Here is a 1,511-nt window from a genome sequence, read left to right as displayed (position 1 = left end):
AACATTGTGCGCTAGCTGTCATGGTTCTATAGAAAAGGCGGATGTTGATAGAAGCGTAAGAATGTGTGTAAAAAGGGCTATTGAAAATGCTGAAAGGGAGTTAGCCGAAAGATGGAAAGTGAAAGGTTAACAGATGACAAAAAAACAGTTTAATCTGGTTCAAAACGCCTGGTTATGATAATAGACGCGGCGACCCGGGCACTGATCAAGGAACCCTCTTCTGACAGTTGAGGAAAACGGCACCTCGGGATCGCCATCGAGATTAAATTCGAGTATGGGTGAGGTTAGGGTTGGATAAACGATAAAATGAGCCGATTTGGCTAAAATTGTTCATGGAAACGAAAGTTGCAGATCGATCATATATTCATTATGCTAAAGATGCATACGATCATATGCAAGGCGGCAATCGTCCAGCAATTATCCGCAACGGTAAGCTGGTCAATAATAAGAGAAGACCATCGGGCCGGCACCCCGATGGTCAATGCGGAGACCCCAAAGCAGGGCTCGCCGCATCATTATTCAAATAGATGGGCATTCGGTGAATCTCCCCTAGGAAGAGGGGGGATTCTCTTTTTGGCTTCTTTTTTTTAGCCGCGACGTGATCCAGGGTGTAATAACCCCAACCAGAATCATGGCTAAAACTTCCCGAGTGAAGAGCATCGCTTGCTCTACCAGGAAGTTGATGATTTTCATGAACTCGTCACCCCCTTTCATCAAGGCGACGAGTTCCCCTGCCCGGGTTCCGCTTAATCGGGGCCTGCCACCCCTATATATGTACACTTAATATTTTATCACCACAATATATTGTGTCTAATCCGGGAATAGCGGTTTTTAAGCATGGTTGCGCTTTATCTGCTTCTCTCTCGTTCTTCCGTGGATAATCGAACCGATTCACCGGTTGATTTTCCAAGGAAAAGTTTTCAAAGGCGGCAACATTACCCCTCTTCTAAAAGGCGCTCAAATCGTCCGGTATTATTACCAATTTTGTAAATTATTTACATAAAGGGAGGGATACGAGAAACTACAGTTCGATTCTAAAGAGTACCGAATCCCATTGCTCAGGGATCCGGAATGGGAAAAGAAAAATCGGGCGGTAATTGCGTTGTACAGAAAAATTTCCATGTCGCGAACGATGATCTGACGGGCATAACGCCCGGTTCTTTTTTTGTCGCCAAAACCCGATTTTCTTGACCGAATATGATTTCGGTTAACTTTCGTACCAATTGACTGTGATTCATTAGATCTCCCAAGAAAGCTGATCCACCGCCCGCCTCAGATCCTGATCTCCCGGCGTAGTGTAAATTAAGGTGGTCTTGATATTGGGCGTTCCATCACTTTTCATGTGTCCGGCCAGTGCGGCGATCACATCCAGCGGAACCCCCTTAGCAGCCAGCTCGTGACAAAAGGTGTGGCGAAGGGTGTGGGGAGTACATTCCTCCAATCCCGCCCGTTTGCCGTATTTTTTTATGACAAGCTGAACGGCACGCGGACTCATTTGCTCCGACCGGATC

At 46.3% G+C, this 1,511-nt stretch carries 3 protein-coding genes; 1 reads left to right on the top strand and 2 read right to left on the bottom strand.

Features of this window, described 5'->3' with window-relative positions:
• The first annotated feature begins 332 nt into the window (after positions 1 to 332).
• Complete coding sequence (locus tag RZO55_RS21880; protein WP_318066387.1) at positions 333 to 527, top strand: hypothetical protein; 195 nt, start codon at positions 333 to 335, stop codon at positions 525 to 527.
• Between the two features lie 22 nt (positions 528 to 549).
• On the opposite strand, the gene RZO55_RS21875 is transcribed toward RZO55_RS21880, so the two are convergent.
• Positions 550 to 693 carry a hypothetical protein gene (locus tag RZO55_RS21875; protein ID WP_318066386.1) on the bottom strand — a complete coding sequence of 48 codons (144 nt, stop codon included), beginning with the start codon at positions 691 to 693 and terminating at the stop codon, positions 550 to 552.
• Positions 694 to 1,237: 544 nt separating this feature from the next.
• Positions 1,238 to 1,511: tyrosine-type recombinase/integrase (locus RZO55_RS21870; RefSeq protein WP_318066385.1), on the bottom strand; the 274-nt coding region annotated here is incomplete at its 5' end.

The organism is Clostridium boliviensis, assembly GCF_033342255.1.
Taxonomy (GTDB): domain Bacteria; phylum Bacillota; class Clostridia; order Lachnospirales; family Lachnospiraceae; genus Lacrimispora; species Lacrimispora boliviensis.
Note: the sequence above shows the minus strand (reverse complement) of the source record. Positions and strands in the feature narration are given on the sequence as shown.

Bases quoted from the DNA above. Each gene is read 5' to 3' on its own strand.
- RZO55_RS21880 (WP_318066387.1), top strand. From the start codon at position 333: ATGGAAACGAAAGTTGCAGATCGATCATATATTCATTATGCTAAAGAT.
- RZO55_RS21875 (WP_318066386.1), bottom strand. From the start codon at position 693: ATGAAAATCATCAACTTCCTGGTAGAGCAAGCGATGCTCTTCACTCGG.